Raw genomic sequence first — 25,167 nt, forward strand, 5'->3', positions numbered from 1 at the left:
CGCCACCCCTCCGCGTTGTCACGCAAAGAAATCGCAAGGTGACCCCAACGTGCGCGCAAAGTGTCCCGAGAAACCGTGGTCATCGTCACGTTGCTCACTTGTGCGGCCCTCTGGACAGATGGGCGCTCCCGTCGGATGATCAAATGAGTGCGGTCGACACCGGATGAGCGCGCAGCGCACCACCGTGCAGCATCCGGGTCGCAGCCCCCACGGGGCCTCCCAACAAAAAACCCTCATTTAGGAGCAATCGTGGCGCGCGACATCGCGGAACCCGGCGTCCCCACCACCCACCAGGGACTGATCTCCTGGGTCGACGAGATCGCAGACCTGACGCAGCCGGACCGGGTGGTCTGGTGCGACGGCTCGGAGGCCGAGTACGAGCGCCTGTGCGAGGAGCTCGTCGCCAAGGGCACCTTCCGCAAGCTCGACCCGATCAAGCGCCCGAACTCCTACTACGCGGCCTCCGACCCCACCGACGTCGCCCGCGTCGAGGACCGGACCTTCATCTGCTCCGAGAAGGAGGAGGACGCCGGCCCCACGAACCACTGGAAGGCCCCCGCCGAGATGCGGGACGTCTTCCGGGGCGAGCAGGGCGTCTTCCGCGGCTCGATGAAGGGCCGCACCCTGTACGTCGTGCCCTTCTGCATGGGCCCGCTCGGTTCTCCGCTGTCCGCCATCGGCGTCGAGATCACCGACTCGGCGTATGTCGCCGTCTCCATGCGCACCATGACCCGTATGGGACAGCCCGTCCTGGACGAGCTCGGCGACGACGGCTTCTTCGTCAAGGCCGTGCACTCGGTCGGCGCCCCGCTGGAGCCCGGCCAGGAGGACGTTCCCTGGCCCTGCAACAGCACGAAGTACATCTCGCACTTCCCCGAGGACCGCGAGATCTGGTCCTACGGCTCCGGCTACGGCGGCAACGCCCTGCTCGGCAAGAAGTGCTACGCCCTGCGCATCGCGTCCGTCATGGCCCGCGACGAGGGCTGGCTGGCCGAGCACATGCTCATCCTGAAGCTCACGCCGCCCACCGGTGAGTCCAAGTACGTCGCCGCCGCCTTCCCGTCGGCCTGCGGCAAGACCAACCTCGCCATGCTGGAGCCCACGATCTCCGGCTGGACGGTCGAGACGATCGGAGACGACATCGCCTGGATGCGCTTCGGCGAGGACGGCCGCCTGTACGCCATCAACCCGGAGGCCGGCTTCTTCGGCGTCGCCCCCGGCACCGGCGAGCACACCAACGCCAACGCGATGAAGACCCTGTGGGGCAACTCAGTCTTCACCAACGTCGCCCTCACCGACGACAACGACGTGTGGTGGGAGGGCATGACCGAGGAGACCCCGGCCCACCTCACCGACTGGAAGGGCAACGACTGGACCCCCGAGTCCACCGCGCCCGCCGCGCACCCCAACGCCCGCTTCACCACCCCCGCCGCGCAGTGCCCGATCATCGCGCCGGAGTGGGAGGACCCCAAGGGTGTGCCGATCTCCGCGATCCTCTTCGGCGGCCGCCGCGCCAGCGCCGTACCGCTGGTCACGGAGTCCTTCGACTGGAACCACGGCGTCTTCCTCGGCGCCAACGTGGCCTCCGAGAAGACCGCCGCCGCCGAGGGGAAGGTCGGCGAGCTGCGCCGCGACCCGTTCGCCATGCTGCCCTTCTGCGGCTACAACATGGGCGACTACATGGCGCACTGGGTCGACGTGGCCAAGGGCAAGGACCAGTCGAAGCTGCCGAAGATCTACTACGTCAACTGGTTCCGCAAGAACGAGGACGGCGAGTTCGTCTGGCCCGGCTTCGGTGAGAACTCCCGCGTCCTGAAGTGGATCGTGGAGCGCCTGAACGGCACGGCGGAGGGTGTCGAGACCCCGATCGGCGTGCTCCCGGCCAAGGCCGCACTGGACACCGCCGGCCTGGACCTCTCCGACGCCGACCTGGACTTCCTGCTCAGCGTCGACAAGGAGGTCTGGCGCGAGGAGGCCGCCCTGGTCCCCGACCACCTCAACACCTTCGGTGAGCACACGCCCGAGGAACTGTGGGACGAGTACCGGGCGCTGGTGCGGCGCCTGGGCTGAGGCCCGCCCAAGACCCCGCGGCCGGTCGGTTTCTCGGTTTGAGGATGCCCTGACCAGCGATCGTCACGCCACGGCCGGCCGCGGAACACACCGGCGAGACCCGCACAACGGCGTGCGGTGTCATGGGGCCCGCCGCCACTCCCTCCGCCCGCCCCGGCGAAGGGACCGGCGGCGGGCCCTCGCCCATGTCTCCGAACGCCCCGCGCCACGGACCGCGTCAGGCGCCGGGCCCGTCCGCCCCGCCCCGCTCCTCCAGATACCGGGTGTGGGTCTCCCGACGGCGGGACTCCGTGTCGCTCGGGGCCGCCACCAGGGGTCGCTCTGCCGGCACCGCCCCGGGGCGTCCGGCCCGTCCACGCTCGCAGGGCGCGGCGGCGGGCGGAAGCCGCACCTGTTCAGGGTGCCCGGCGGAGGGGCTTTCGCGGGCGGCCGTATCGCCATGGCGCTCCGGCATCTCCCTCAAGCCGGAGAGGTGTTCGGTGTCACGGGGAGGTCAGGAGGGTGCGGAGGCGGCCGGGCGGGAGCCCGGTCGTGCGGTGCAGGGCGTGGGTCATGTGGGACTGGTCGGCGTAGCCGAGTTCACGCGCCAGGCCCGCCAGATCACGTTCGCCCTCGCCCAGGCGGTCCAGGGCGCGGGCCAGGCGCAGCCGTTCGCGATGGGTGGACAGCGTGACGCCGGTGACCGTCGAGAAGGCCCGGCTCAGATGGTGGGGTGACGCGCCCACGGCCCGGCCCAGCGCCTCCAGGCCGATCGTCGGATCGACGGCCAGTGCGGCACGGGCGTCGTCGATGAGGCGCCGTCGGGCGGCCGCGGACCGGGGCCGGCCGGAGTCGACGCGGGCCGGGGCGAGCCGCACGAACACCTAGGCCGCCAACCTGGCCGTGTGCTCGCCGAGTTCGAAGGCGTCGCCGCCCCGGTGGGCACGGGAGAGCAGCAGCCGGTGCGCGAGCGCCAGCTCCGGCGTCACCATGACGACGCCCTCCGGGACCGTGGGATCACCGCCCAGCAGCTGGGCGACCCGGGGCTCGGACAGCACGATCCCGGTGAACGCGTCCGGCCCCAGCGGATGAGCGAACTGCTGCTCCGCGCCGAGCCGTTCGACGTAGACGGTCGCGGCGTCCAGCACGTACTCGACACCGTCGACCCGGCCGCGCAGCACCCCGTCCCGGAGCAGCACCAGGCCGAACACCGGGGCCGGCCGCACCGGCGACCAGCCGCGCGCCGTACTGCCGCAGCGCACATCGGCGAGCAGGACGTCGTCGTCGCACCGATGTACCTGCCGGTCCCCGGCCATGCGCGCATCGTAGGCTTCGCGCCCCTTGCCGGGACCCCCGCGAACCGGACACGAACGTACAAGCGCGGGCGGCCCGGCTCCTGGTCGTCGTCGAAGTACGGCCATCCGCCCACCGAGTTCCGGGCCGGGCGGTCCAGCGGCTCGGTGCCGATCCCGAACTCGTACTCGGGCGGCTGTGACCACTCCTCCTCCAGTCCGTCTTCGCTCACAGGACGGTCCGGGTGATCAGCGGGCGGTTCCAGAGGGCGAGGAGTTCGTCGGCGAGGTCGAGGACCGGGAGCGGGGGCTGCTCGCCCCGGAGTTCGATGCCCGCCGCCAGCAGGTTCCGGGGGACGGCGTTCGCGTCGAGCAGGGCGCGCCAGTCCTCGGGGGCGAGGCTCAGGTACTCCAGAGCCGTCAGCCTCGCGATCTCCAGAGGGTCGGCCAGCGTGCCCGCGTCGGCGGTGAGGGTGCGCAGGCGGGGGAGCCCGGCGAGCGGGGCGAGGCCGACCGGGGTGCCCTGCCATCCGCCGACGCGGAGTACCTCCAGCTCGGGACGGGCGGCGGCCGCCACACCGCCCGGCTCGCCGATGTTCACCCCGGCCACCACCGGCGGGACGTCTCCGTCGGGGTCCCGGTGCCAGCCGCTGGGGCGGTCGAGCACCATCCTGGTGAGGGAGTCGGCGCGCAGTCCGGCGCCGATGGTCTGCTCGTGGTCGATCACGACGACCTGCCCGGTGTGCCCGGCCGGGCCCGGTGTCAGGTCGACGGCCAGCCGGTCGCCGCCGCCGTTGTCGCCGAAGGCGATCCAGCCGGGTGAGCCGACAAGGCCCTGTACGGCGGCGTCCGGGGCGGTGACGGCGGCGTCCGTCGCGGCGAACCGCCAGGGAGCGGGACGGGACCGGGCGTCGGCGATGTACAGCCCGTCCAGGGGGAAGAGCTCACAGCCGACGGCGTCGCTGACGCGTTCCCGCGCCGCGTGGTCGCCGCTCCAGTCCTGCCACCGCGCGTGGGTGACGCGGTAGAGCGCCTTGAGTTCTTCGGGCAGCGCCACCCCGAGGCGCGCCTCCGCTTCGGAGAGCTCCTCCTCGGTGGCGCCGATCGCGTCGGGCAGCCGCTCACGAAGGGTCCGCTCCAGCAGCGCCGGGTCCGCCGACGGGGCCGGCACGGCGCCCGGGACCGGCTCGGGCAGCCGCCGCCAGGGTTCGGGTACGGCGCCCTCGACCAGGACCAGGGATCCCACGAACGGGCTGGTGATGCCGTACTCCACGGCGGGCCCCGGGTCGATGACATGGAGCCGCGTCCTCCCGTCCGGGGCCGTCTCGACCACGTACGACACGTTGTCCATGCCGCCGGCGCGGAGGGCGGCCTGCACCCGCTCCACGGCGGTGAACTGGTCCTGCATGTCCGTCACCTGGAGGGCCCGCCCGGGTGCCGGGCGCGGCTGTGACGCGGGCAGGGTGAAGCCGCCGAGACCGATCTGGCCCGTGAAGTGGCCACCCGGCACGGCAAGCCGCTCCGCGTGCGCGTCCCGCACCAGCCGCAGCAGCGGCTCCCAGGTCGTGAGGTCATGTATCGAGGACAACGGCGCTCTCCGCTCGGTCGGGTCACTGTCAGAGACGCGATCCTAGGAGCCGCCACTGACACCGTGTGCGGTCCGCGCGGGCGTGGGTACCCGGTGGGCGAGAGCTGTGCGAAGGAGGGATGCGCCATGGCCGACGGCGGAGACTTCTACTCGCGTGACCGGCCGGAACACCCGTACCTGGAGGAGGACCGCCCACGCGGCGGCGGTCCGGAGGATCCGGACGCCCGCGGAACCTGGCCCGTGTGGGCGATCATCCTCGCGATACTGCTGGCGTTCGTGGCCTTCACGGTCCTTCTCGGCTGAGCCGGCGCCGGGAACCGTCACGCCGCTCATCGGCTGAGCGAATGCCTCCGGGCAGGGCGGCACCGGGAAGGCCGGGCGGCGCCGCGGTCCCTTCGGGAGAGCGGGCGGCTGAGAGCCGAGCGGCGCTCGGAGTACCAGGCAGGCACAGGGACCCTGAGCGGGCGCTCGGATGCTCACCCGCGCCGCAAAAGCCGAGCCGCGCCGGAGGAGATGGCGCCCGGACCGCGCGTCGCTGCGGTTGCGCGCGGGCCGGGGCCGTCGGGGGGAGCCCGGGTGGGCTCAGTGGGAGGTGAGCGGGCGCGGCTTCAGCGCGGCGGTGTGCGCGTCCATCCGCTCGGCGGACAGGATCGCCGCCGCCGTGTCGGCGCGGGAGGCGGCGACGACCAGGGCGCGGCCGGCGAGCGCGTGGGCCCGTCGGTGCAGGGCCGCCGCGTTCGGCGCGCGGCCCTTCGTGGTCGCCGACGCGCGGGCCGGCGTACGTCCTCCCCGCAGCCGGGTGATCTCCTCGGCGAGCCGCTCGGCGGCGGTGTCCAGATCGGCCGAGGGTGCCGCCACGCGCAGCTCGTCCGTGACGGCGAGCAGCGCGCCGAGATGACCCGCGAGCTGGATGTCCAGCTCTTCCTCGCGGGACCGGCGGGGGAAGTCGTCGGGGGTGCCGGCCATCGTGCTGTGGACCGACTTGGCACGGATCGGTTCGTACATGGATGGCCTCCTGTAATGCAACAGGAAACCATCTTAGCTTAGAACCTGTCTAAAGTTGAGTCGTTCGTGGAATCGCCGCCCCGCGAAGGTTTCAGGGCTGGCTGTAGCCGTCCAGGAAGCGGGCGATCCGTCCGACCGCGTCCTGCAGATCGGTGACCGACGGGAGCGTCACGACGCGGAAGTGGTCCGGCTCCGGCCAGTTGAAGCCGGTGCCCTGCACGACCATGATCTTCTCGCGGCGCAGCAGGTCCAGCACCATCCGCCGGTCGTCCTTGATCTTGAAGACGTCCGGGTCGAGGCGCGGGAACAGATACAGCGCGCCCTTCGGCTTCACACAGCTCACCCCCGGGATCTGGGTCAGCAGTTCGTACGCCGTGTCCCGCTGTTGGCGCAGCCGCCCGCCCGGGAGGACGAGTTCGTTGATCGTCTGGCGGCCGCTGAGCGCGGCGACCACGCCGTGCTGGCCCGGCATGTTCGCGCACAGGCGCATGTTCGCCAGGATGGTGAGGCCCTCGATGTAGGAGTCGGCGTGGGCGCGCGGCCCCGAGATCGCCATCCAGCCCACCCGGTAGCCGGCCACCCGGTACGCCTTCGACATGCCGTTGAAGGTGAGGGTGAGCAGATCGGGGGCGACGGAGGCGGTCGGGATGTGCTTCGCGTCGTCGTAGAGGATCTTGTCGTAGATCTCGTCGGAGCAGACCAGCAGGTTGTGGCGGCGGGCGATGTCCGTCAGACCCTTGACGACCGCCTCGTCGTAGACGGCGCCGGTCGGGTTGTTCGGGTTGATGATGACGATCGCCTTGGTGCGGTCGGTGACCTTGCGCTCCACGTCGGCGAGGTCCGGCATCCAGTCGGACTGCTCGTCGCAGCGGTAGTGCACCGCCGTACCGCCGGAGAGCGAGACGGCCGCCGTCCACAGCGGGTAGTCGGGCGCGGGGACGAGGACCTCGTCGCCGTCGTCCAGCAGGCCCTGCATCGCCATCACGATCAGCTCGGAGACGCCGTTGCCGATGAAGACGTTCTCGACGTCGGTCTCGATGCCGAGCGTCTGGTTGTGCATGACGACCGCCCGGCGCGCGGCGAGGAGGCCCTTCGCGTCCCCGTAGCCGTGCGCCGTCGACACGTTGCGCAGTATGTCCTCGAGGATCTCGGGCGGGCACTCGAAGCCGAAGGCCGCCGGGTTGCCGGTGTTCAGCTTGAGGATGCGGTGACCGGCCGCTTCCAGCCGCATCGCCTCCTCGAGCACGGGGCCCCGGATCTCGTAACAGACGTTGGCGAGCTTGGTCGACTGGATCACCTGCATGCTGGGAGCTTACGGCCCGGTATGGCACTCCGGGCCGTGTTTTCCGCCACGTGAGACGCGTCGATTCGGGTGGTTATGTCGGTGACGGCCCTGCGCGGTGCCGTGCGCCTCCATCACGTCCACACCGTCCCTCCCCTCCCCACCACCCTCTTTCTCCGCAGGTTCGGGCGAGTCTGAGGGCTCGGGTTACCGGTCGGAAACAAAGCCTTGTCCCCTTGTCGTCCGCATGCTGACAATGCGCATGACAACTCGTACGTCGGGGGCGGGAGACCTTCCGGCCCCGACGCCGCAAGAGGGGACCCCCATGAGAAAACCTCTCGTCGTCGCGCTCTGTGCCCTGGCCTTCGCCGGGGCGGGCGCGACCCCCGCGGTCGCTTCCGCGCCAACCCCCACGGGCGCGGACACGGCCACGGACACGGCCCCGGCCACGCTGACGGATGTCGTCGACGGCGTGGCCGGGACCGCGGCGGACGCCCTGTCCGGACTCACCGCGCCCAGGGAGGGCGCGGTGAACTTCGCCGGCACCGTCTCGCTCAGCAACTGCTCCGGTTCCGTCGTCCGCATGCCCGGCTCGGCGGACGACGACCCGGCGCTCGTCCTCACCAACGGCCACTGCCTGGAGAGCGGCTTCCCCGCGCCCGGCCAGGTCCTCGTCGACCGGGCGTCCAGCCGCACCTTCGGGCTGCTGAACGCCTCCGGTTCCAAGGTCGCCACCCTGCGCGCCGACCGGCTCGTCTACGCGACCATGACCGACACGGACGCCGCGATCTACCGGCTCGGCACGACCTACGCGCAGATCCGGAGCGCGTACGGCATCGACGCGCTGAAGCTGAGCGGCACCCGCCCGGCGGCGGGTACGGCCATCAGCGTGGTGTCCGGCTACTGGAAGCGCGTCTACAACTGCTCCGTCGACGGCTTCGCGTACCGCATGAAGGAGGGGAACTGGACCTGGAAGGACTCGGTCCGTTACACCTCCGCCTGCAACACCATCGGCGGCACCTCCGGCTCACCGGTCGTCGACGGCGCCACCGGCCAGGTGGTCGCCGTCAACAACACCGGCAACGAGGACGGCGAGCGCTGCACCGTCAACAATCCGTGCGAGGTCGACGAGAACGGGCAGGTCACGGTCCGCCAGGGCATCAACTACGCCCAGCAGACCTATCTGTTCCCCGCCTGCTTCGGCGTCGACAACAAGCTCGACCTGAGCGCGAGCGGCTGCGTGATCCCCAAGCCGTAGCACGCCGTGAAGGGTCCGGGCGGTCAGCGGGGAGTCCTGCGGACCGCCCGGCCCGCGAGCACGTCCGTGCGCCGTCCGTCCTCGATCACGAACCGCCCGTCGACCAGCACATGCGGGATGCCCGTCGGCAGCGTCCGGGGCTCGTCGAAGGTCGACCCCGCGGCCACCGTCCCCGGGTCGAACAGCACCAGGTCCGCCTTGTAGCCCTCGCGGATCAGTCCCCGGTCCGCCAGCCGCAGCCGCGCGGCCGGGCGCGAGGTCAGTCGCGCGACGCACTCCTCCAGCGACAGCACCCCCAACTCCCGTACATAGTGACCGAGATAGTGCGGGAACGTGCCGTACGCGCGCGGATGCGGTTTGGCGCCCTGAAGGATGCCGTCCGAGCCGCCGGTGTGCACCCGGTGCCGCATGATCGCCCGTACGTTCTCCTCATGGCCGACGTGCTGGAGGATCGTCGGGGCGAGCCTGTCCTTCAGCAGCAGCTCCCGCGCCACCACCCACGGCGACTCGCCGCGCGTCCGCGCCGACTCCAGGACCGTACGGCCCACGTACTCGTCCAGCGCCGGATCGCCGACACCCGAGATCTCGATGGTCTCCCACTCCACGGGCACACCATGGCAGCCGTCCGAGCCGGTGACCTCCAGATGGTGCCGGATCCGCTCGGCCGCCGCGTCGTCCGCGAGCCGCCGCAGGATCTCCTCGGGACCGCCCTCGCTCGCCCAACTCGGCAGCAGCGCCACGAGAGTGGTGCAGCCGGGGGTGTACGGGTAGGTGTCGAGGGTGATGTCGGCCCCGGAGTCGAGCGCGTCGTCGAGAAGGGCCAGCAGCTCGGGCGCCCGGCCCTTGTTCACACCGAAGTTCATGGTGGCGTGCGCCAGGTGCAGCGGGCAGTCCGCCTCCCGGGTCAGCGCCACCATCTCCTCGTACGCCTCCAGCGCGCCGGCGCCGTAGGAGCGGTGGTGCGGGCAGTAGTAGCCGCCGTAGGACGCCACCACCCGGCACAGTTCGGTGAGTTCGGCGTCCTTGGCGTACATGCCGGGCGTGTACGTCAGTCCCGACGACATGCCGACCGCGCCCTGTTCCATGCCCTCCGCGACCAGCCGCCGCATCCGGTCCAGCTCTTCGGGCGTGGCCTCGCGGTCCTCCCAGCCGACGGCGAGCGCGCGGACCGTGCCCTGCGGGATCAGATACGCCGCGTTGACGGCGATACCCCGGTCCAGCCGGTCCAGATACTCGCCCACCGACCGCCAGTCGAAGTCGATGTCGTCCCCGGAGCCGTTCCACCCGGCGATCGCCCGGCGCACCTCGCCGAGCGTGCGGTCGTCGACCGGGGCGTACGACAGCCCGTCCTGGCCCAGGACCTCGAGGGTGACACCCTGCGCGGCCTTGGCGCTGTGGTCGGGGTCGCGCAGCAGCGCCAGATCGCTGTGGGCGTGCATGTCGATGAAGCCGGGGGCCAGCACCAGCCCCTCGGCGTCCAGTTCACGGCGGGCCTTCGGGCGCTGACAGCCCGCGTCCGCCGCCTCCTTCACGATGGAGACGATACGGCCGCCGTCCACCACCACGTCCGCGCGGTACGCGTGGTCGCCGGAGCCGTCCACGACGTCCGCGTCCCGGATGACGAGCTCTTCCATGCGCCGGCCTCCTAGAAGAACGTACGGATGTAGTCGACCACCGTGCCGTCCGCCTCGGCGAGCGGGATGAGTTCCCACTTGTCGAACGACGTGCACGGGTGGGACAGACCGAGTCCCACCCAGTCTCCCACCTCCAGATCGGCCTCCCCGGTGGTCCGCAGCCACGCGTGCTGGTCGGACAGTCCGGTCACCGAGATCCCGGTGGCCGGGCGCTCGTTCCCGTTCCGGCGCACCACCTGGGCGAACGGCAGATCGAGGTCGTAGGCCGCGTCCCGCTTGCCGGCGTTGGTGAACGCCTGCTCGTCGGACGGCCGGGACACCACCTGCGTCCACAGCCGGAACGCCGGCTCCAGCGCGCCCTCCTCCGGGACCCGGTTGAAGGGGGTCAGCTCGCGGTAGTGGCCGTCGTCGTGCGAGACGTACGCACCCGAGCGCAGCAGCTTCAGCACGGGGGAGGAGAGTTCGGGAACCTCGGCGAAGACATCGGCCACCGCGTCGAACCAGGCACTGCCGCCCGCGCTCAGCACGATCTCGTCGAGCCCCGCGAACCGCCCCGCCTTGTCGAAGTCCGCCGCGAGCGCCACCAGCCGCCGCAGCCAGGCGTGCACCCGCTCCGGATCGGCTCGCGGCACCTCGCCCTCGTACCCGGCGACCCCGGCCAGCCGCAGCCCGCGCGCACCGGCCACGGCGTCGGCGACGGCGGCGCACGCGTCCTCCGTCCGCGCCCCGGTCCGCGCGCCCTCACCGGCGGCGAGCTCCACGACGACGTCCACCGGACGGGAGGCCCCCGCCTCGGTCAGGGCCGCTTCCATCAGCTCGACGCCGCGCACGGAGTCGACGTAGCAGATGAAGCGGAAGCCGGGGTCGGCGTCCAGCTCGGCGGCGATCCAGCGCAGGGCCGCCGCGTCCACCAGCTCGTTGGCGAGGAAGATCCGCTGGATCCCGAACGCCCGCGCCACCCGCACCTGATGCGGAACCGCCAGGGTGATGCCCCACGCCCCGTGCTCGATCTGCCGCCGGAAGAGCTGCGGGGCCATGGACGTCTTGCCGTGCGGCGCGAAGGCGAGGCCGTGCCGGGCCGCGTACGTCTCCATCAGCCGCAGGTTGTGCTCCAGGCGCTCGGCGGAGAGCGCGAGCACGGGGGTGGTGAAGCCGCCCGTGAAGAGGTTGCGGCGCTGCGCGGCCAGCTCCCCGACGGTCAGGCCCCCGGCGTCCGGCGGGAGGCCCTTGAAGCGGTGATCCACACGTTCCTCGGTGAGGCGGGCCAGAGCGTCGAGGACCATCAGAACCTCCTGATCAGGCATGTTGCACATTGTGCAACACTCATTGCGTATATCGCTCACCGCTGTCTAACATCTCGGCCACGCGGGGTCAACGGACACCGCGGCAGTCGCTGAAGAGAAGGAGCCGCGCCGTGGACGTTGTCGCACTCGGCGAGTCCATGGTCACGTTCCTGCCCTCCCGGCCGGGGCGCCTCGCCGACGTCCCGTCCTTCGACCGGGGCATCGGCGGCGCGGAGTCGAACGTGGCGTGCGTGCTCGCGGCGGCCGGCCACAGCGCCCGCTGGGTCAGCCGGGTCGGCGCCGACGCGTTCGGCGATCACCTCGTCGAGGCGATCGGGGGGTACGGCGTCGACGTGTCGTACGTCCGCCGCGACCCGGCCCGCCCGACCGGCGTCTACTTCCGCACGGCCGGCGACCGCTCCACGGACTCCCACGAGGTCGCCTACTACCGGGCGGGCTCGGCGGCCTCCGCGATGACGGCCACGAACCTGGACCTGGAGGCGGTACGCGGGGGCCGCGTCCTGCACCTGTCGGGCATCACACCGGCACTCTCCGCCGACTGCCTGACCCTGATCCGGGAACTGACCGCCCCCCACCCCACCCGCCCTCTGATCTCCTTCGACGTGAATTACCGCCCGGCCCTGTGGCGCGACACCCACGGCCCGGAGATCCTCCTGGACCTGGCACGCGGCGCGGACCTCGTCTTCGTGGGAGAGGACGAGGCGGAGGAGGCCTGGGGCATCACAGGCGGCCCCACCGCCATCCGCGAAGCCCTCCCGGAACCGGGAATCCTGGTGGTGAAGCAGGGGGGCCACGGGGCCGTGGCCCTGGGCCGAGCTGCGGGCAGTCGTGCCGCCTGGGGCGGCACGGGTGGGCGCGGCGGCACCCCGCAATCGCCGGGCCGCGCAACATCCCCCCGCCCGGCCACCACCGCGCCGGCGCTGAAAGTCGACGTAGTCGCGACAACCGGCGCCGGCGACGCCTTCGCCGCAGGCTTCCTCTCCGCAACCCTCCGGGGCCTCCCCGCCCGGGACCGACTGAGGCACGGCCACCTCATGGCGGCAGCCAGCCTCACCGCCCCCGGCGACCTCGCCGCACCCCCCACCCGCGCCCTCGCCGACCGTCTCGTCGCCTTGGACGACACCGCGTGGGGGAGACTGCGACTCGGCCCCGGATGGACGGACACCATGGGCCGGGACATTGAGGAGGCACGCACCCCATGAGCCAGACCGTTGACCGAGCCCTGAGCATCCTCCCGTTGCTCGCGGAGGGCCCCGCCGACCTCGGCCAGGTCGCCGACCGCCTCGGCGTGCACAAATCCACCGCCCTCCGCCTTCTGCGCACCCTCCACGAACACGGCCTGGTCTACCGCCAGTCCGACCAGCGCTACCGCCTGGGCGCCCGGCTCTTCGCCCTCGCCCAGGAGGCGATGGAGAACCTCGACGTCCGCGAGATCGCCCACGCCCATCTCGTACGCCTCAACGAGAAGATCGGACACACCGTCCACCTCGCCGTGTACGAGGAGAACGAGGTCCTCTACATCGACAAGGTCGAGAGCCGCTACCCGGTCCGCATGTACTCCCGTATCGGCAAACCGGTCGCCATCACCGTCGCGGGCGTGGCCAAACTCCTCCTCGCCGACCTTCCCGAGCACGAGCGCCGCGCCCTCGCGGAGAAGCTCGACTACCCCATGTACACGGCCCGTTCGACACCGCACGCCACCGCGTTCCTCCAGGAACTGGCCAAGGTGCGCGAACAGGGCTGGGCCACCGACCTCGGTGGCCACGAGGAGTCCATCAACTGCGTCGCCGCCCCGATCCGCGGCGCCGACGGCCGAGTCGTCGCCGCGATGTCGGTCTCCGCGCCGAACGTCGTCGTCACCGCCGACGAACTCCTCACCCTGCTCCCGCTGGTGCGCCGTACGGCGGACGCGATCAGCGGCGAGTACTCCGGCAGAACCCCAGTGAAGGACAGCTCCGTATGACCGACAAGACCGCGCTGACCCCCGCCACCCACACCACCCCGCCCGCGAAGTTCTCCCACGGTGTCCGCAAGGGCAACATCCTCCAGGTCGCGGGCCAGGTCGGCTTCCTGCCCGCCGAGGAGGGCAAGGCGCCCACGCCCGCCGGCCCCACCCTGCGCGAGCAGACCCTCCAGACCCTCGCCAACGTCAAGGCGATCCTCGAGGAGGGCGGCGCGAGCTGGGACGACGTGATGATGATCCGCGTCTACCTCACCGACGTCGACCACTTCGCGGAGATGAACGACCTCTACAACACCTACTTCGAGGAGCAGGGACTCACCCAGCCGCCCGCCGCGCGCACCACCGTCTACGTCGGTCTTCCCGCCGGGCTCCTCATCGAGATCGACGCGCTCGCCGTCCTCGGCTGACCCGCGCCGCGCCCCACCTCTCCACCGCCGTACGACATCACGGCACGGCCTCCCGCACCCCTGGGACGCCGTGCCGCGATCCCCCCTGCCCGAAAGTTCCATGCCCTTACCCAGAGGACCCCCGAATGTCCCATCCGCTCCTCCCGCTCGCCGCCTCCGCACCCGCGGAGACACCACCGCACACCGGAGGGCTGCTCCTCCTCCTCGACGGCACGGCGGGCCTGCTGACCGTCGCCGCCATCGGTATCGCGCTGCTCCTCTTCCTGATCATCAAGGTGCGGCTGCAGCCGTTCGTCGCGCTGCTCGCCGTGTCCATAGCCGTCGGCCTGATGGCCGGTCTGTCGGTCACCGAACTCTTCGGCACGGTCCAGCGGTCGGACGCGGTGTCCACCATCGAGTCCGGGATGGGCGGCATCCTCGGCCATGTCGCGATCATCATCGGCCTCGGTACGATGCTCGGCGCGATCCTCGAAGTCAGCGGCGGCGCCGAGGTGCTGGCGGGCCGGCTGCTCGGCCTGTTCGGTGAGAAGCGGGCCCCGCTCGCGATGGGCCTCACCGGTCTGATCTTCGGTATCCCGGTCTTCTTCGACGTCGGCATCTTCGTCCTCGCGCCGATCGTGTACGCGGCCGCCAAGCGCTCCGGCAAGTCGATCCTGCTCTACTGCCTGCCCCTCCTCGCCGGTCTCTCCGTCACCCACGCCTTCCTGCCCCCGCACCCGGGCCCGGTGGCCGCCGCCGGACTGCTCCACGTCGACCTGGGCTGGGTCATCCTCATGGGCGTCGTCTGCGGTCTGCCGGCCGTCGCCGCCGCCTGGGTCTACGCCGCCTGGATCGGCAAGCGCATCTTCGTGCCCGTGCCGCAGGACATGGTCGAGGCCGCGCAGGAGGCCAAGGACGCCGTCGTCGCCGAACAGCGCGCGTCCGGGGTCGAGCCGCGTGAGGCGCCGGTGCCGCTCGGCACGGTCCTCGGCATCATCGGTACGCCGCTCGTCCTGATCCTCGCGGCGACCTTCTCCTCGATCGCGCTGGACCCCTCCACCCTCCGCTCGGTCGTCGAGTTCTTCGGCCACCCCTTCGTGGCCCTGACCCTCGCCCTGTTCCTCGCCTACTACCTGCTGGGCATCCGACGCGGCTGGTCCCGCAAGTCCCTGGAGACCGTCTCCACGTCCTCGCTGAAGCCCGTCGGCAACATCCTCCTGGTGGTCGGCGCCGGCGGTGTCTTCGGCGCCGTCCTCAAGGCCAGCGGAGTCGCCCAGGCCCTCTCCGACACCTTCAACGACGTCGGCCTCCCGGTGATCGTCCTCTCCTACCTGATCTCCGTGGTGCTGCGCGTCGCACAGGGCTCGGCGACGGTGGCGATCGTGACGACGGCGGGCATCGTGGCCCCGCTGCTCGCCGAGGGCGACCACTCGCAGGCGTTCGTCGCCCTGGTCATCATGGCCATCTCGGCGGGCTCGATCTTCGCCTCGCACGTCAACGACGGCGGCTTCTGGATGGTCGCCAAGTACTTCGGCATCAGCGTGCGGGACACCCTGAAGACATGGACGGTGCTGGAGAGCGTCCTGTCGGTGGCCGGGTTCGTGGTGGCGGCGGCGCTCAGCCTCGTCGTGTGAGCCGTGTCGTCCGTGTAGGCGTCCTATAACGAAGTTGGGGCTGGCTGTGTCCGGCACAGGTTTATCGACCATACTCCTGCGGTGTGGAGCAGCGCATAGGTTCGAGCAGCCAGCCCCTGGAAGGCGCCGGGTTCGACCCGGCATTCATCCCCGGGCTCACCTCGCCCGCGTCCGGCCGGAAGGAGGACGCGAAGGCGGCGACGGAAACGGAGCCTGAGGACACGGCTCCTGAGGACACGGCTCCTGAGGACACGGCTCCTGAGGAGGCGGCTCCGGAGGCCGAGCCGGAAACGGAGACCGTGCCCGACGGGCCGGTCTTCGAGGCGTCCGACCGTCGCGCCAGGATCGTCGCCGACCACCGGGGCGTACGACTGAGTCTGGACGACCAGGAGTGCGAGTTCCGGTGGGACGAGATCGGGGCCGTGGAGACGGAGACCGCCCGCTTCGGCAAGCGGTACACGGTCACCGTGCACACCCCGGACAGCCGCTGGTACCCCATCGAGGTCGAGGCCCCGTCGCGCGGCAGTTTCGCGGAGTGGGACACCGCCCTGGACGCGGTCCTGGACGTGTACTTCGAGGACGGCGAGACGCCGGACGCGAAGGACGACGTGGACGGGGACGCGGAGGACGAGGCCACGGACGACGAGACGCCGGCCGAGGACAAGGACGCCGAGGACAAGAACGACAAGGCCGCCGAGGGCGACGGGAAAACCGCCACCGAGTAGGTGTATGCCGTGAAGATCCCCGCACGCCCTCTTGTCCGACCGGCGGTCATCCGCTTTCTTGACCTCCATGGCGGACACCACGGGCAACACCACAGGCGCAGGCGTACCGGTCGGGGCCGACGCGGCACCCCGTAAGTCCAGTTGGCGTCACATCGGTCCCGGCATCGTCGTCGCCGCGACCGGTGTCGGCGCCGGCGATCTCGTCGCCACCCTCATCGCGGGCAGCAACTTCGGCTACACCCTGCTGTGGGCCGCGGTCATCGGCTGTCTGGTGAAGATCTCCCTCGCGGAGGCGTGCGGCCGGTGGCATCTGTCCACCGGCCGCACGGTCTTCGACGGCTGGGCGAGCCTCGGCCGCTGGACGACCTGGTTCTTCGCGGTCTACGCGGTCATCTGGGGCTTCGTCTACGGCGCCGCGGCGATGTCGTCGAGCGGGCTGCCGCTCCAGGCGCTGTTCCCGGGCGTGATGGACCTCGAATGGTGGGGCATCGCCTGCGGCCTCGTCGGCCTGGTCTTCGTCTGGTTCAACAAGTACGACGTGTTCGAGAAGGTCATGACGGTCCTGGTGGGCGTCATGTTCGTCGTGACCGTGTATCTCGCGATCCGTGTCACCCCCAACCTCGGCGACGCCTTCGCCGGCCTGCTCCCGGTCCTCCCGGACGAGAAGGACTCGGTCCTCAACACCCTCGGCCTGATCGGCGGCGTCGGCGGCACCATCACGCTGGCCGCGTACGGCTATTGGGTCAACGCGAAGGGGTGGACCGACTCCGGCTGGATGAAGGTCATGCGCCTGGACAACCGGGTCGCCTACGCGACGACCGGCATCTTCGTCGTCGCCATGCTCTTCGTCGGCGCCGAGCTGCTGCACTCCGCGAACATCGCCATCGCGGGCGGCGACAAGGGTCTGATCCAGCTCGGTGACGTCCTGGAGGAGCAGTACGGCACGGCGACCGGCAAGCTGTTCCTGATCGGCTTCTTCGCCACGTCCTTCACCTCCCTGATCGGCGTCTGGCACGGTGTGAGCCTGATGTTCGCCGACTTCCTCGCCCGGCAGCGGGGCGAGCGGGAGGCACGCGGCGACGAGCTGGCCTCCGGCCGCCGTGAACGCTCCTGGGCCTTCCGCGCCTACCTGCTCTGGCTCACCTTCCCGCCCATCGTCCTGCTCTTCCAGGACGAGCCCTTCCGCCTGATCATCATCTACGGCGTCCTGGGAGCCGCGTTCATGCCGTTCCTGGCGCTCACCCTGATGTGGCTGCTCAACTCGGCCCGCACGCCCCGTGAGTGGCGCAACGGGCCGCTCAGCAACACCATGCTCGCCGCCGCGGCCCTGCTGTTCCTGGTCCTGTGCGTCAAGCAGATCTGGGACCAGCCCTGGTCGGAGTTCTTCTAGTCCGCGCGCCGGTAGGCCACCGGGGGCTCCTCCTCGCCGCCGAGTGTCGTCACGGTCAGCTGGTCCGCGCTCTTGAGCCGCAGCGTCTCGGTGTTGCCGCTCTCGCACTGGTCCTTCGGTTCCGCGGCCGTGACGACCGAAGGGCCGAGCCGTACGCCCGTGCTGGTGGCGTCCACCAGCACGCTCTCCCACTCGCAGTGGTACGCCGGTCCGTCACCGGTCCAGGTGGCCACCACCTCGCCGTGCGCCGCCTGCTCCAGTACGAGGGACATGCTCTCGCCGGGTTCGGAGCCCTCGCGCTCCCAGGTGCCGAGGAACTCGGCCGGCACGGGGGTGTCGGACAGCTCGGTCTGCTTCAGGATCGCGGTCTCGCCGCGTTCGTCGTTGGTCCAGATGAGTGAGCCGTCGTCACGCAGCCGCAGGGTCTGCTCGCCGCCGTCGGTGCAGGAGTCCTCGGGGATGCTGGAGACCGCGCGGGACTCCACCACCATCAGGTTGTCGAACGAGACCAGTTCGGCCGCGCCGGTGCACAGCACGTCGTCGAAGGAGTTGAACGTCGTGGCGACGTCCTCGCCCGCGACGCCCTGGGTGATCGTGATGCGGCGCAGCGAGAGGGTGTTCCCCTCGGAGTCCTTGCCCTCGCCCTGCCAGGTGCCCAGATAGGCGTCGGCGATGGCGCCCTCGATGGTGGCGGGGGGCGCGGTGCCGGGGGAGGAGGAGTCCTCCTCCTCCGGCTGGGCGGCTTCTTCCGTGCCGTCGTCGTCCGGCTGTCCGGAGCCGCCCGTCCTCCCCGAGCTGGTGTTCCTGCCGTCGTCCTTGTCGCCGCCCAGGTTCATGGCGGCGTACGTGACGCCGCCGGCCAGCAGCGCGACGGCCAGGACGGCGGACCCGACGATCAGCCGGGTCCGCCTGGGGCGTGCCGGGGAGGGGACGGGCACCGGGTCCCCGAACACACCGAGCGGCGGAGCCACCGGTGTCGGCACGGGCGTGGGCGCGGGGTCGACGGCGGGAGGGTCGGGGTGCACGGCCGCCGGTTCCGGTTCCGGCTCCGGGGTGACCGGCGCGCTCACCGGCAGCGGCGGGGTCGCGGGCGGTGCCGGAGGCGGCGCCGTCGACGGCGGCGGCGGTGTGGCGGGCGCGGGCGGTCCGCCCAAGGGCATCGGCGGCACCGTCGGCGGCCCTGCGGGGGGTGGGGGTACGGCCCGGGTGGCCGGTGCCTCCGAGTCCAGCAACCGCGCGGCTCTGCGGCCGAGTTCCGCCGTCAGGCCGGCCGGCAGCCACGGCACGGTGTCCGCGTCCGCGGCGTCCGCCGCCGTACGCTCCACGAGCTGCGCCGGCGTCGGCCGGGCGGCGGGGTCCTTGGCCAGACAGTCGCGTACGAGCTCGGAGAGCCCTTCGGGCAGACCGGACAGATCCGGCGGCTCCTGCGCGATCCGGTACATCACCGCGTGCATCCCGCTGTCCGACGAGCTGAACGGCTGGCGCCGGGTCGCCGCGAAGGCCAGCACGGAGCCGAGCGAGAAGACGTCGCTGGCCGCGGTGAGGGGCTCGCCGCGGACCTGCTCGGGGGACATGTAGCCGGGCGAGCCGATCACCGCGCCGGTGCGGGTCAGCTTGCCGTCGGCGGTCACCGCGTCGAGGGCGCGGGCGATGCCGAAGTCGATGACGCGCGGCCCGTCGATGGTCACCAGGATGTTCGCGGGCTTGAGATCCCGGTGGACGAGGCCGGCCTCGTGGATGGCGGTGAGCGCCTGGGCGAGCCGGTTGCCGAGGATGCGCACCGACCGCTCGGGCAGCGGCTCCGGCCGTTCGGCGATCACCTCGTGCAGCGAGGGGCCGGGTACATAGCCGGTGGCGACCCACGGCGACTCGGCGTCGGTGTCCGCGTCCAGCACGGGCGCGGTCCACTCGCCGCCGACGCGCCGCGCGGACGCGATCTCCTGGGCGAAGCGCCTGCGGAACTCGGGCTCCGACGCGAGTTCGGAGCGGACGAGTTTCACGGCGAGGGTGCGGCCGCCGGCCGAGCGGGCCAGATAGACCTCGCCCATGCCGCCCGCGCCGAGGCGGGCAAGAAGCCGGTAGGGGCCGATACGTGACGGGTCGTCGGGTCTCAGCTCATCCACGGCCCGATCCTCGCACAGCGGGCACTCCGTGAGAGGGCTCCCTACGCATCGGTTACTTCTGTATCCCGCTCGTGACCTGCGCTCTCCAACAGGGGGCACCGCCCCCACCCCACGTGGCCGTGGGGCGGGGGCGGCCGCCGGTCACGGCAGGGCGCGCACGTGCGGGCCCACCGCGTTCGACCACGCGTTGCCGGCCGTGGCGTCCCAGTTCGTGGACCAGGTCATCGCGCCGCGCAGCGACGGGTAGGTCCGCGACGGCTTGAAGGCGCCGCAACCGGTGCCCTTGGTGAGGCAGTCCAGGGCGTTGTTCACGACCGACGGGGAGACGTAGCCGCTGCCCGCGCCCCGCGTCGAGGCGGGCAGACCCAGCCCGACCTGGGAGGCGTCGAGGCCGCCCTCCAGCTGGATGCAGGCGAGCGCGGTGAGGAAGTCCACCGAGCCCTGGCTGTAGACCTTGCCGTCGCAGCCCAGCATCGAACCGCTGTTGTAGTACTGCATGTTGACGACCGTGAGGATGTCCTTCACGTTCAGCGCGGTACGGAAGTACGAGCCGGACGTGGACTGCATGTCGATGGTCTGCGGGGCCATGGTGAGGATCATCGACGGGCCGGCCTTGGCGGACAGCGACCGCAGCGCCTGTGTCATGTAGGTCGGGTTGAGACCGTTCTCCAGGTCGATGTCGACGCCGTCGAAGCCGTACTCCTGCATCACGGAGTACACCGAGTTCGCGAAGTTGTTCGCGGACGTGGAGTCGTTCACCGAGACGGTGCCCTTCTCGCCGCCGACCGAGATGATGACCTTCTTGCCCGCGGCCTGCTTGGCCCGGACGTCCGCCTTGAACCGGTCGACCGTGTAGCCGTTCAGGCCCGCCGAGTCCAGGTTGAAGGTGACGGCGCCCGGAGTGCCGGTGGCGTCGGCGAAGGCCACCGCGATGATGTCGTACGCGGACGGCACGTCGGAGATCTTCTGCACTGCGGCGCCGTTGTTGAAGTTCTGCCAGTAGCCGGTCACCGCGTGCCGCGGCAGGTCACCGCCGTTGTTCCCGCCGCTCTCCTTGGTACGGGCCGACACCGCCGTCGACTTCGCCGACTCGCCCTTCGTGTTGGTGGCGGCGACCTGGAAGGAGTACGACGTCGAGGCCGCGAGCCCGGTCACGGTGGCCGACGTGCCCGATACGGCCGTCACCTTGGCGCCGTCGCGGTAGACGGTGTAGCCGGTCGCTCCCGACACCGCGTTCCAGGCGAGCGACACCGAGGAGGCGGTCGTGCCGGAGACGGTCAGTCCGCCCGGGGTGGCGGGGATCGTCGGCTCGGGGTCACTCCCGCCGCCCCCGTCGGGGCCGAACACCGAGATGTCGTCGGCGTAGTAGGCGGCCTGGCCGTACCAGCCGTGGGTGTACACCGTCACCGAGGTGGTGGAGGAGCCGGTGCTGAAGCCGGTGGACAGCTGCTTCCAGCCGCCGGAGTCCGGGGTCCAGGTGGACACGTCCGTCGTGCCGGTGCCGGTCACGCCCAGGTAGGTGTAGCCGCCCTGCACCCACCCGCTCAGCTGGTACGTGGAGTTGGGCTTCACGGCGACGGTCTGGCTGCAGCGGGCGTTGTCCTGCCCGGCGGGCGTGGCCTTGAGCGCGGCCGCACCGGCGTGCACGGGGGAGGAGACGGTCGTGCCGCTGTTCGCCGAACAGGTCCAGTTGCCGAGGCCCGCCTCGAACCCGGCGTTCCTCGCGTTGTTGACGTCCGCAGCGGACGCCTGGCCGGCTCCGGCGAAGGTGAGGGCGAGAGCGGAGACGACGGCTCCGGCCCACAGACGTCTGCCGCGGCCGGGTGTTCCTGATGGGCGGTTCACTGAGGCCTCCGGTGGGGGAGAAGGGTGGGGGAGAGGGGAGAAGCGAACGAGCGACGGTGGCCACCGTGTGCAGCACAAGGTGGTCCAGACCAATCCAGTTGTCAATAGGTCCAGACCAAAATCGACCAGCGAACCGACCCGACGGCACCGCCCGACGTCAAGGCAGTGCACAGGACCTCCACCCGTGAGGCTTGATCGAGACCGGCGAGATGCTCAACCTGCCCCGTTTTGGCGCACCTTGTGCATCGACGGTTGCCGTTCGGCTGCTCAATCGCTGTTCTCCGGTCACGGACCCGCGGATACAGTGCTGAGGTAGTCACGCAGTGAAGTCACCAGGGTGCATCGGAGTAACGCCCGGTGGGCCGTCGGGCATGGGGAGAACGGGGAGCCGCGCGTGCCAACTGCCATTGCCGTGACCGGCGCCGACATGGCACTGCCGGCGCAGGACGAACGCACCCTGCCCGCGGTGGTGCTGCGGGACATCGACACCCGCCCGCTCGAACAGGTCCTGAACGAGCTGCAACTGCTCCTCGAGCACCACGGCCATGTCATCGTGGTCAGCTCACGGACCGCCCCCACCGCCGTCCGGCGGCGCCTGCACACCCTGCGCTCGCTCCTGGAGAGCGACCGGATAGCCCTCTTCAGCCCCGAACTGCCGCCCCTCGGACTCGCGGTCCTGGTCCGTCAGTTACGGCAGCTCGCCTCCTGCGACCTCAGCCCCGGCGTGCTCGCCTCCGCCGGCCGGCTGCTCATCCACTACATCCACGCCGGGGCCCTGCTGGGCTCCGTCACCCGCCTCGACCGCGTCCCCGTGGACCTGAAGCAGCACGCCAAGTCCTGGATGCCGGGAACCCAGTTCGCCGTCGTCGCCCACCCGCAGCCACAACTCGTCCGCCTCGGCCCCGAAACGCGCCTCGACGGCCCCGAGTTCGGTACCTGGATGCTCGTCGCCAAGGGCCAGCTGCAGTCCGACTGGGTCACCACCACCCTGGCCCCGGCCTGGAACGTCCAGGGACTGCGCGAGACCCCGCTCCCGGCCGAATCCCCCAGCTGGTGGGGGACCGGCAAGGTCGTCGAGTTCTGCACCTATCTGCCCGACCTCTCCGTGCTCTACCAACTGGTCACCTCCGTACGGCGCGGCAGCTGCCACTGGTGCGGCATCGACGTCATCGGCGACCGCTGCGTGTTCTGCTCCGCCGTACCGCCCGCACCCGAGGGCACCCCGGCCCTCACCAGAGGCACCTGACCCGCACGGCCCGCCCCGCCCCGTCCGATTCCGCTCGACCGATATCCCCGATGAGGTTGCACGGTTCATGAACTCCCGTCAGCGCCGAGGCGTGATACTCCTGCTTCTGTCGGTCCTGTGCGCCCTCGGCGCGTTCGCCGGCGTGCTCTCCGTCATCAGCGACGTCGAGTCCAAGGTCGGCCCCGAGGTCACCGCGTACCGGCTGAAGAGCGACGTGGACCCCTACACCCCCCTCGCCACCGGGCAGTTCGAGCAGATCGAGATGCCCGAGCGGTGGCTGTCGAAGAACGCCGTCACCGACCTCGGCGACATCCGGGGCAAGATCGCCGTGACCAAGCTGCGCGAGGGCTCCCTGCTGCAGAGCGACATGATCGTCGACCAGCCCGCCCTGCAGTCGGGGCAGCAGGAGGTCGCCATCATGATCGACGCGGCGACCGGTGTCGCCGGCAAGATCACACCCGGCGCCGGCGTCAACGTCTACGCCACCTTCGAGGGCGAACGCGAGGGAGACCCCGACCAGTCCAGGGTCATCGTGACCAACGCCAAGGTCCTCGACGTCGGCCGGCTCACCGCCCTCCAGCCCGACGACAACGACCGCGGCCGGGAGCCCACCGACGCCGTCCCGATCACCTTCGCGCTGTCCGCCGTCGACGCCCAGCGCATCACCTACGCCGAGTCGTTCGCGAAGCGCGTCCGTCTCGCCCTGGTCGCGCCCGGCACCGACGGCGCCGTACCGGACTCGCAGCGGACGTACGAACTCGCGAAGGACAAGTGAGAGCCGCATGCCCACGAGGATCCTGCCGGCAGTCGGCGACGCGGACGCGGTCCGGTCCCTCACCACACTGCTCAGCCAGCTCCCGGACGCCGAGCCGGTGGCCCCGGTCGTCGACTCCACCCAGCTCGTCGACACCCTCGCGCGCCTGGCCGCCGAGTCCGTCGACGAACTGCCCGAGGTCGTCGTCGTGCACGAACGCATCGGCCCCGTCCCCGCCCTGGAGCTGATCCGCGAGGTCGCCCTGCGCTTCCCCGCCGTCGGCGTCATCCTCGTCACCTCCGATCCGAGCCCCGGCCTCTTCCAGGCCGCCATGGACTACGGCGCCCGCGGCGTGGTCGCCCTCCCGCTCAGCTACGAGGAACTCGCCAGCCGCGTCCAGGCCGTCGCCCAGTGGTCCGTCGGCGTACGACGCCATCTCGGGTCCGGCGGCGACGTGTTCACCGGTGTCGGCGGCACCGTCGTCACCGTCAGCGGCGCCAAGGGCGGCGTCGGCGCCACCCTCACCGCCATCCAGCTCGCCCTCGCCGCCCAGGCCTCCGGCCGCACCACGGCACTGCTGGACATGGACCTGCAGACCGGGGACGTCGCCGCCTATCTGGACGTCCAGTTCCGCCGCTCCGTCGTCGACCTCGCCGCCATCACCGACATCTCCCCGCGCGTCCTCGCCGACGCCGTCTTCCGGCACGACACCGGGCTCGCCCTGCTGCTCGCCCCCGGCGAGGGCGAACGCGGCGAGGAGGTCAGCGACCGCTCCGCCCGCCAGATCGTCAGCGCCCTGCGCTCACGGTACGAGGTCGTCGTCATCGACTGCGGCGCCCAGCTCGGCGGCGCCGGCGCGGCCGCCGTGGAGATGGCCGACACGGCCCTGCTGGTCACCACGCCCGACGTCGTCGCCGTACGGGGGGCCAAGCGGGCGGTGCGGATGTGGGACCGGCTGCAGATCCGCAAGGCCGAGGAGACCACCGTGGTCGTCAACCGGCACACCCGCTCCACGGAGATCCAGCCCCCGCTCATCCGGAAGATCACCGGCACGGCCGTCGCCGCCACCGTGATCCCGGCCCACTTCAAGGAACTCCAGGCCGTGGTGGACGCGGGCCGCGTGCACGAACTGGAGAACAAGAGCACCGTGAAACAGGCCCTGTGGGGTCTGGCCGGCGAACTCGGCCTGATCAGGGCCGTCCAGGTCGACCGGCGCACCGGCCGGCCGCGCGGCGACCGGGGGTCGGTGAGCTTCCGGCGGCGCAGGGACTCGGGGGGATGACCATGAAGGCCGTATTGCCCGCGCGAGGCCGCGGCCGTCTCGGCGACCGGGGCCAGGTCACCATCGAGTTCCTCGGTATGACCCCCACGATCCTCGTGACCCTGGTGGTGCTGTGGCAGCTCGTCCTGGTGGGGTACGCGTTCACTCTCGCGGGGAATGCTGCGGACGAGGCCGTACGGCAGGCCACGGCGGCGCCACCCGGCGCACGCCAGGGCGCCTGCCAGGCGGCGGGACGGGACAAGCTGTCACAGGCGTGGGCGGAGGGGGCGACCGTGAACTGCACGACCTCGGGCGGCTTCGTCACCGCCGACGTGAGACTGGCCGTCCCCCTCCTCTTCCCCGGCGTGGTCTCCCTCCCCCTCGAGGTGAAGGGACACGCGGGCGCGGTCGAGGAGGAGAGGGACTGA

At 71.3% G+C, this 25,167-nt stretch carries 22 protein-coding genes; 13 read left to right on the forward strand and 9 right to left on the reverse strand.

Annotation, left to right across the window (positions count from 1 at the left end; genetic code table 11):
• Positions 1–249: 249 nt before the first annotated feature.
• Positions 250–2,070: a phosphoenolpyruvate carboxykinase (GTP) gene (locus ACGFR9_RS05940; RefSeq protein ID WP_393203321.1), complete on the forward strand. Its 1,821-nt coding sequence runs from the start codon at positions 250–252 to the stop codon at positions 2,068–2,070.
• 482 nt (positions 2,071–2,552) lie between these two features.
• Here the strand turns inward: ACGFR9_RS05940 and ACGFR9_RS05945 are convergent, their stop codons facing one another.
• From ACGFR9_RS05945 to ACGFR9_RS05955, 3 genes are all read right to left on the reverse strand, one after another.
• Positions 2,553–2,933, reverse strand: a complete 381-nt coding sequence (locus ACGFR9_RS05945; RefSeq protein WP_393203323.1) for a helix-turn-helix transcriptional regulator — start codon at positions 2,931–2,933, stop codon at positions 2,553–2,555.
• On the reverse strand, positions 2,934–3,365 hold the full coding sequence (locus tag ACGFR9_RS05950; protein ID WP_393203325.1) for a hypothetical protein: 432 nt from the start codon (positions 3,363–3,365) through the stop codon (positions 2,934–2,936). It lies immediately after the preceding gene.
• 205 nt (positions 3,366–3,570) lie between these two features.
• Positions 3,571–4,929: an SMI1/KNR4 family protein gene (locus ACGFR9_RS05955; RefSeq protein WP_393203327.1), complete on the reverse strand. Its 1,359-nt coding sequence runs from the start codon at positions 4,927–4,929 to the stop codon at positions 3,571–3,573.
• A gap of 126 nt (positions 4,930–5,055) precedes the next feature.
• Between ACGFR9_RS05955 and ACGFR9_RS05960 the strand changes: the two genes are divergently transcribed.
• Positions 5,056–5,232 carry a hypothetical protein gene (locus ACGFR9_RS05960; RefSeq protein ID WP_393203329.1) on the forward strand — a complete coding sequence of 59 codons (177 nt, stop codon included), beginning with the start codon at positions 5,056–5,058 and terminating at the stop codon, positions 5,230–5,232.
• A gap of 279 nt (positions 5,233–5,511) precedes the next feature.
• Here ACGFR9_RS05960 and ACGFR9_RS05965 read toward each other — a convergent pair whose 3' ends face one another.
• On the reverse strand, positions 5,512–5,934 hold the full coding sequence (locus tag ACGFR9_RS05965) for a hypothetical protein (protein ID WP_393203331.1): 423 nt from the start codon (positions 5,932–5,934) through the stop codon (positions 5,512–5,514).
• Positions 5,935–6,025: 91 nt separating this feature from the next.
• Complete coding sequence (locus tag ACGFR9_RS05970; RefSeq protein ID WP_393203333.1) at positions 6,026–7,237, reverse strand: pyridoxal phosphate-dependent aminotransferase; 1,212 nt, start codon at positions 7,235–7,237, stop codon at positions 6,026–6,028.
• Between the two features lie 304 nt (positions 7,238–7,541).
• Here ACGFR9_RS05970 and ACGFR9_RS05975 point away from each other — a divergent pair, with 304 nt between their 5' ends.
• Positions 7,542–8,474 (forward strand): serine protease, encoded by a 933-nt coding sequence (locus ACGFR9_RS05975; RefSeq protein WP_393203335.1) that lies wholly within the window; start codon positions 7,542–7,544, stop codon positions 8,472–8,474.
• A 23-nt stretch (positions 8,475–8,497) separates the two neighbouring features.
• Here ACGFR9_RS05975 and ACGFR9_RS05980 read toward each other — a convergent pair whose 3' ends face one another.
• The gene (locus tag ACGFR9_RS05980; protein ID WP_393203337.1) at positions 8,498–10,108 is read right to left on the reverse strand and encodes an amidohydrolase family protein; all 1,611 of its coding nucleotides are present in this window, start codon (positions 10,106–10,108) and stop codon (positions 8,498–8,500) included.
• Positions 10,109–10,119: 11 nt separating this feature from the next.
• A complete protein-coding gene (locus ACGFR9_RS05985; protein WP_393204006.1) occupies positions 10,120–11,391 on the reverse strand; it encodes an amino acid deaminase in 1,272 nt (423 codons plus the stop codon).
• Positions 11,392–11,549: 158 nt separating this feature from the next.
• Here ACGFR9_RS05985 and ACGFR9_RS05990 point away from each other — a divergent pair, with 158 nt between their 5' ends.
• From ACGFR9_RS05990 to ACGFR9_RS06015, 6 genes are all read left to right on the forward strand, one after another.
• A complete protein-coding gene (locus tag ACGFR9_RS05990) occupies positions 11,550–12,614 on the forward strand; it encodes a sugar kinase (RefSeq protein WP_393204008.1) in 1,065 nt (354 codons plus the stop codon).
• Positions 12,611–13,375, forward strand: a complete 765-nt coding sequence (locus ACGFR9_RS05995) for an IclR family transcriptional regulator (protein WP_311647280.1) — start codon at positions 12,611–12,613, stop codon at positions 13,373–13,375. Before ACGFR9_RS05990 ends, ACGFR9_RS05995 begins: the two co-directional genes overlap by 4 nt.
• Positions 13,372–13,782: a RidA family protein gene (locus tag ACGFR9_RS06000; protein WP_393203339.1), complete on the forward strand. Its 411-nt coding sequence runs from the start codon at positions 13,372–13,374 to the stop codon at positions 13,780–13,782. The genes ACGFR9_RS05995 and ACGFR9_RS06000 overlap by 4 nt, the downstream gene beginning before the upstream one ends.
• Positions 13,783–13,907: 125 nt before the next feature.
• A complete protein-coding gene (locus ACGFR9_RS06005) occupies positions 13,908–15,395 on the forward strand; it encodes a GntP family permease (RefSeq protein ID WP_393203341.1) in 1,488 nt (495 codons plus the stop codon).
• 83 nt (positions 15,396–15,478) lie between these two features.
• Positions 15,479–16,120 (forward strand): hypothetical protein, encoded by a 642-nt coding sequence (locus tag ACGFR9_RS06010; RefSeq protein WP_393203343.1) that lies wholly within the window; start codon positions 15,479–15,481, stop codon positions 16,118–16,120.
• 67 nt (positions 16,121–16,187) lie between these two features.
• Positions 16,188–17,510 (forward strand): Nramp family divalent metal transporter, encoded by a 1,323-nt coding sequence (locus ACGFR9_RS06015; protein ID WP_393203345.1) that lies wholly within the window; start codon positions 16,188–16,190, stop codon positions 17,508–17,510.
• On the opposite strand, the gene ACGFR9_RS06020 is transcribed toward ACGFR9_RS06015, so the two are convergent.
• The gene (locus ACGFR9_RS06020) at positions 17,507–19,633 is read right to left on the reverse strand and encodes a serine/threonine-protein kinase (RefSeq protein WP_393203347.1); all 2,127 of its coding nucleotides are present in this window, start codon (positions 19,631–19,633) and stop codon (positions 17,507–17,509) included. The two genes, ACGFR9_RS06015 and ACGFR9_RS06020, sit on opposite strands and share 4 nt — an antisense overlap.
• Positions 19,634–19,774: 141 nt before the next feature.
• Complete coding sequence (locus ACGFR9_RS06025; protein ID WP_393203349.1) at positions 19,775–21,478, reverse strand: chitinase; 1,704 nt, start codon at positions 21,476–21,478, stop codon at positions 19,775–19,777.
• 412 nt (positions 21,479–21,890) lie between these two features.
• Here ACGFR9_RS06025 and ACGFR9_RS06030 point away from each other — a divergent pair, with 412 nt between their 5' ends.
• The 4 genes from ACGFR9_RS06030 to ACGFR9_RS06045 all read left to right on the forward strand — a co-directional run bounded on the left by ACGFR9_RS06030 (position 21,891) and on the right by ACGFR9_RS06045 (position 25,167).
• Positions 21,891–22,724 carry a hypothetical protein gene (locus ACGFR9_RS06030; RefSeq protein WP_393204009.1) on the forward strand — a complete coding sequence of 278 codons (834 nt, stop codon included), beginning with the start codon at positions 21,891–21,893 and terminating at the stop codon, positions 22,722–22,724.
• Positions 22,725–22,791: 67 nt separating this feature from the next.
• Positions 22,792–23,499, forward strand: a complete 708-nt coding sequence (gene cpaB / locus ACGFR9_RS06035) for a Flp pilus assembly protein CpaB (RefSeq protein ID WP_393203351.1) — start codon at positions 22,792–22,794, stop codon at positions 23,497–23,499.
• A gap of 7 nt (positions 23,500–23,506) precedes the next feature.
• Positions 23,507–24,760 carry a CpaE family protein gene (locus tag ACGFR9_RS06040; RefSeq protein ID WP_393203353.1) on the forward strand — a complete coding sequence of 418 codons (1,254 nt, stop codon included), beginning with the start codon at positions 23,507–23,509 and terminating at the stop codon, positions 24,758–24,760.
• Complete coding sequence (locus tag ACGFR9_RS06045) at positions 24,757–25,167, forward strand: pilus assembly protein (RefSeq protein WP_393203355.1); 411 nt, start codon at positions 24,757–24,759, stop codon at positions 25,165–25,167. Before ACGFR9_RS06040 ends, ACGFR9_RS06045 begins: the two co-directional genes overlap by 4 nt.

This window comes from Streptomyces sp. NPDC048584 (genome assembly GCF_043199595.1).
Lineage (GTDB): Bacteria > Actinomycetota > Actinomycetes > Streptomycetales > Streptomycetaceae > Streptomyces > Streptomyces edwardsiae.